Origin of the sequence: Flavobacterium sp. ACAM 123, assembly GCF_000264055.1 — a bacterium.
GTDB lineage: Bacteria > Bacteroidota > Bacteroidia > Flavobacteriales > Flavobacteriaceae > Flavobacterium.
The window spans coordinates 1-3,894 of sequence record NZ_AJXL01000183.1; the positions used below are offsets into that span (position 1 = coordinate 1).

The 3,894-nt window shown below is 32.0% G+C and carries 6 protein-coding genes; 1 reads left to right on the forward strand and 5 read right to left on the reverse strand.

Annotated features, from left to right (window positions below; all coding sequences use genetic code 11):
• The first annotated feature begins 309 nt into the window (after positions 1-309).
• Entirely contained in the window at positions 310-516 is a 207-nt protein-coding gene (locus A3SG_RS0117835; RefSeq protein ID WP_232226431.1) for a hypothetical protein, read from the forward strand.
• Between the two features lie 433 nt (positions 517-949).
• On the opposite strand, the gene A3SG_RS0117840 is transcribed toward A3SG_RS0117835, so the two are convergent.
• The 5 genes from A3SG_RS0117840 to A3SG_RS21975 all read right to left on the reverse strand — a co-directional run.
• The gene (locus tag A3SG_RS0117840; RefSeq protein ID WP_016991354.1) at positions 950-1,525 is read right to left on the reverse strand and encodes a hypothetical protein; all 576 of its coding nucleotides are present in this window, start codon (positions 1,523-1,525) and stop codon (positions 950-952) included.
• Between the two features lie 17 nt (positions 1,526-1,542).
• Complete coding sequence (locus tag A3SG_RS0117845) at positions 1,543-2,445, reverse strand: helix-turn-helix transcriptional regulator (protein ID WP_016991355.1); 903 nt, start codon at positions 2,443-2,445, stop codon at positions 1,543-1,545.
• Between the two features lie 59 nt (positions 2,446-2,504).
• The gene (locus A3SG_RS0117850) at positions 2,505-2,711 is read right to left on the reverse strand and encodes a hypothetical protein (protein WP_016991356.1); all 207 of its coding nucleotides are present in this window, start codon (positions 2,709-2,711) and stop codon (positions 2,505-2,507) included.
• Positions 2,712-2,721: 10 nt separating this feature from the next.
• Entirely contained in the window at positions 2,722-3,303 is a 582-nt protein-coding gene (locus A3SG_RS0117855) for a hypothetical protein (protein ID WP_029596901.1), read from the reverse strand.
• A 210-nt stretch (positions 3,304-3,513) separates the two neighbouring features.
• Positions 3,514-3,894: hypothetical protein (locus A3SG_RS21975; RefSeq protein WP_035664640.1), on the reverse strand; the 381-nt coding region annotated here is incomplete at its 5' end.

Here is a 3,894-nt window from a genome sequence, read left to right on the forward strand (position 1 = left end):
GCTATATTTTTTTTGTGCGGTGTAGTGTCTGTGGAATGGAGGGAAACCCTAAAGAAAATCACGATAAAGACCCTGAAACGAGTTCAGGGTGAACCGACTGGAACTGCCGAACGGAACAAAGGGAACGACCGTAGGGAGACCGCTTGATTGCCCGTGATATTTAACGGAAATGTTCTTTTTAATACAGAAATACTTCATTAATACAGAGAAATACGCTGCTATTCTCACGGTATTAAATAGTCTTCATAGTTAAAATATCCATTAATCTGTGTACATTTAGAATCAATTACTTAAATTTACACTATGTTAATGACAAGGCAAGACATATTATCTTTAAAAAATCTTTCAACAGTAAAGGACTTCGTTTCTGTTGATAGGATACCCGCTGCTTTTAAAAATGATTTTCAAAGATTCTTTTTTGGAAAAACTTTGGTGAAAGATAATGACACTCTTTTTGCTTACCCTCACGATATTAAGATGTGGGTTCGTTTTATATTCAATAAATATAAAGATTAATTCGTTAATGCTTCCCGACTACCTTCAACACTTTAATGAAGCCCTTCAAAAGTTCCAAGAGAAATTCCCAAGGGAAAAATGATCTCCTGAATTTAAAGATAGCTTAATCAATAATTATTCTTTTTATTCAGCAAGAATAGAGGATGATAAATTGCATTATGGCGATACGATAAAATTTTTAAACAATGAGTTGGTAAGGGTTGGTAAAATGACCGTTATTCTAATCTAAGATGGTTATTTTGTTTTAAATAACACACATTTTGATGTTAAATTGTTTTTGTGAATCGTTAAGAAAAGTGTAAAGTACGATGAGAAAAATGAGTATGATTTTATATAAAACGTACTCTCGTTTGGCTTTCTAAGGTAAAAAAATCCCCTGTTTGATAAACTATAATCACTCTGCTTTTATGCGTATTAGAGCATATCACAGTACTTATTTTATCTCAAAACCAGTTTGATAAGTTGTAAGGGTATCGTTCTTTAAGACATTCAAGTTTTGGTTTTGATATTTGATATCAGTTAGAAATTGCTCGTTTTGGAATACGGATGTTGTAAAAGTAAAATCATCTATTTCAATTCGATCGGTAGCAATTTGTAATTCTAACGATGCAATTAATCCAATTTCCTTTTTGATACTATAGAGGCCTGGTTCTAATTCGTTTGAATTGAAAGCACTGTTTTTCTCGATTTGGTATAATGGAAATAATACCATTTCATTGAATAGCTGGTTTGGTTTTACTTTCAACACTTTGTGCCGGTTAAACCAAATTTCAATTTGGCTTTTTGGTTTATCCAAGACCCCTGATATTACGGTGGCATTTAAATCTAAAATAGAAGTAATGCTACTATCTTTTAATTGATAATAGAAAAACGGATCCAACAGTAAGTCAGGCAGTAATCGTTTCTTTTTTAATGCGATTTCTGTCCATTGCTGATACCTATCAGCGTCCAATTGTACTTGTCTGATTTCTATTCCTTCTCCGAAAATATTGATTTTTAACTTAGGCACTGCAGAATTGAATTTTATTATAAATAACTGTTTAAACTAGCTTTCAATTTTGATATTATTTCTTCCTGCAATTCTTTAGGCTCTAACACTTTTACTTCTTTCCCCATTGACATTAGTTCCATTACAAAATCATAAGTAGGGCATAAATAGAGTTCAATTGTACATTTGGATTCATCTTCAGAAACTACTTTTTGGGTATGATGGAGCGGCAGAGATTTAATATAATTGGCTTGTGCATTGGACAGCTTTAAGATTATTTTTTGTGCTTCTTTCTCACTATTAATTATTCCGAAAGTATGTTTGAATTGTTCCTCGGTGTTAAAAGCTATTGGATAGATAAATTTAGTGTTCGATATTTCTAAGTTTGAAATGCGATCTAATCCAAAGTTTTTTACAACTCCATCAATAGGGTCTTGTGCTATCAAATACCATCGATTTCGAGCTTCTTTTAATGCTAGAGGAAAAACCGTTCTTTCTTTTGTTTCACCTTGAGAATCCCAATATTTCTCATAATTATACTGCACTTGCAATTGGTTTTTAATTGCATGCAGTAGACCATGCATATGCTCTGTTCCTAAAGGTTTTCTTTTTTCAATAATAAGATGATTTTGTAAATTTTTGGACAAATTTAAAGCACTTAAAATTTCAAAACTTTCCATTAAGCGTTCGCTCCTGTCATCATTCTCATCTTCAATTATTTCGTACCTATTTTGAGATCTATTACTTTTTATCTCAATGTTGTATAAGGAAAGAATTTCTTTTAAATCCCGTTGAAGTGTTCTTTTGGACATGGTGTATTTTTCTTCATCTAAGGCTGATTGTTGCGCTAAAAACGTTTGAATTTCCTCAAAACTAGCAGGGCCTTTACGAAGACGATTGATAACTAGAGAATAGCGTTTTATGAATTGTTTTTTGGACATGTCTTTTTATTTTAATCAAATTTACAGCTTTAGAGCGTCAAATGGTGTCGTTATGTCAATTAGTTTATTTTCCAGTCCACTTCACCCAAATCTAGTTCACCGTTCATATCAACCGTTAGCCATGACATACCTGCGAAAGCTTCGTTTAGCGTAATAGAGAATCCAGAAAGCGTGCTGTGTTCTAAATTTTTTTGTCCCTCGTTACTTAGTTTTGCTTTCAGTTTTTCGTGCTGTTCTTCCGTTAATGTAATTCGTAGTTCTTTCATAACACAATTTTTAAAGGTTTGGTTTTTTAAATGAGTTCTCAAACAAATTTTCTATCGCTTTGATTCCATCCGCATTGATATTACGAGCTCCAATACCAGCAAAATCAATGTTAGTTATTTTAGGGGCTGTTTCCAATGATTGAAATTGTTGTAAAGTATAATCCCAGATAAACCAAGATTTTTTCTTTTGGTCAAAAATGGTAATGGATTTGTGATTGTCCATAGCCATTTGAACGGCCCATCCTGTTCCACCAGCCACCATTTCTTTCCCCTTCACTTTTTTAATGGTAGTTATAGCGTAAATATGTTTGGCATTTTTTACGATAAACCAATTACGAGCCAATAACTTAAAGTATCGTTGATAGTTTAATTTTTGAAGCGTATGGTTAGCAACTTCTACATGCTCTATACCTTCTTGAAATTCAGCTTCGGTTAATTCGACTTTGTTTTTGCTGGTATGCGTTTTTGTTTTATAGGAATAAACATCAACAGCAACCCCAAAAGATTCAGCTATTTCTTCAAAACAGGTGTCCGCACCAATTGCGCCACCAGAACGGCATGTAAAATTTGAACGTGTTTTATTTATCATCATTTATTTGTTTGATGCAAAATAAGACTTTGATAGCGCCAATTCGTGACGTACCGTTTTAAATTTAAAAGATGATTATTAAACGGTAAACAACATTTAAGATAAGTGGACTTAGTCTCTTTTCAAAAATTAAAAACAATAGCTATTTTTTGCGACGATATTGGGTTTTTTGGATTAGAAAAATGTATTGATTTTAGAAGGGATTATTTGGATTTACTTTTTTTCCGCGTTATCGATATACTTTGAAATTTTGTCAAATACATGCATTTCTTCGGAAATAAAATCCTTAATCTTTTCAGAATAATTATCGATAATTTTTTTCTTCGAAGTTTCAGATAAAAGCTCGGCAATAATGTTATCGTCATTAAGGTTGTATAATTTTGTCGTATTGTATATTACGGAAGTTTTCCCTGGATTACCGGCTAAATTTAATTCTTTACAAATATCACTTCCTTTATATTTGGCGAGTAATTTAGGATTCAAAACTATTCCATGAAATGTAACAAAATTACTACTCGTTCCTATGTTATACTTATAGTAGAAATAAATACTTTCTTTTCCTTTTTCGTGAATTAGTAAAAAATTAAAATTCCC

Excerpts from the sequence above, each read along its gene's own strand:
- A3SG_RS0117835 (WP_232226431.1), top strand. The coding sequence starts at position 310 with ATGACAAGGCAAGACATATTATCTTTAAAAAATCTTTCAACAGTAAAG.
- A3SG_RS0117845 (WP_016991355.1), bottom strand. The coding sequence starts at position 2,445 with ATGTCCAAAAAACAATTCATAAAACGCTATTCTCTAGTTATCAATCGT.
- A3SG_RS0117850 (WP_016991356.1), bottom strand. The coding sequence starts at position 2,711 with ATGAAAGAACTACGAATTACATTAACGGAAGAACAGCACGAAAAACTG.
- A3SG_RS0117855 (WP_029596901.1), bottom strand. The coding sequence starts at position 3,303 with ATGATGATAAATAAAACACGTTCAAATTTTACATGCCGTTCTGGTGGC.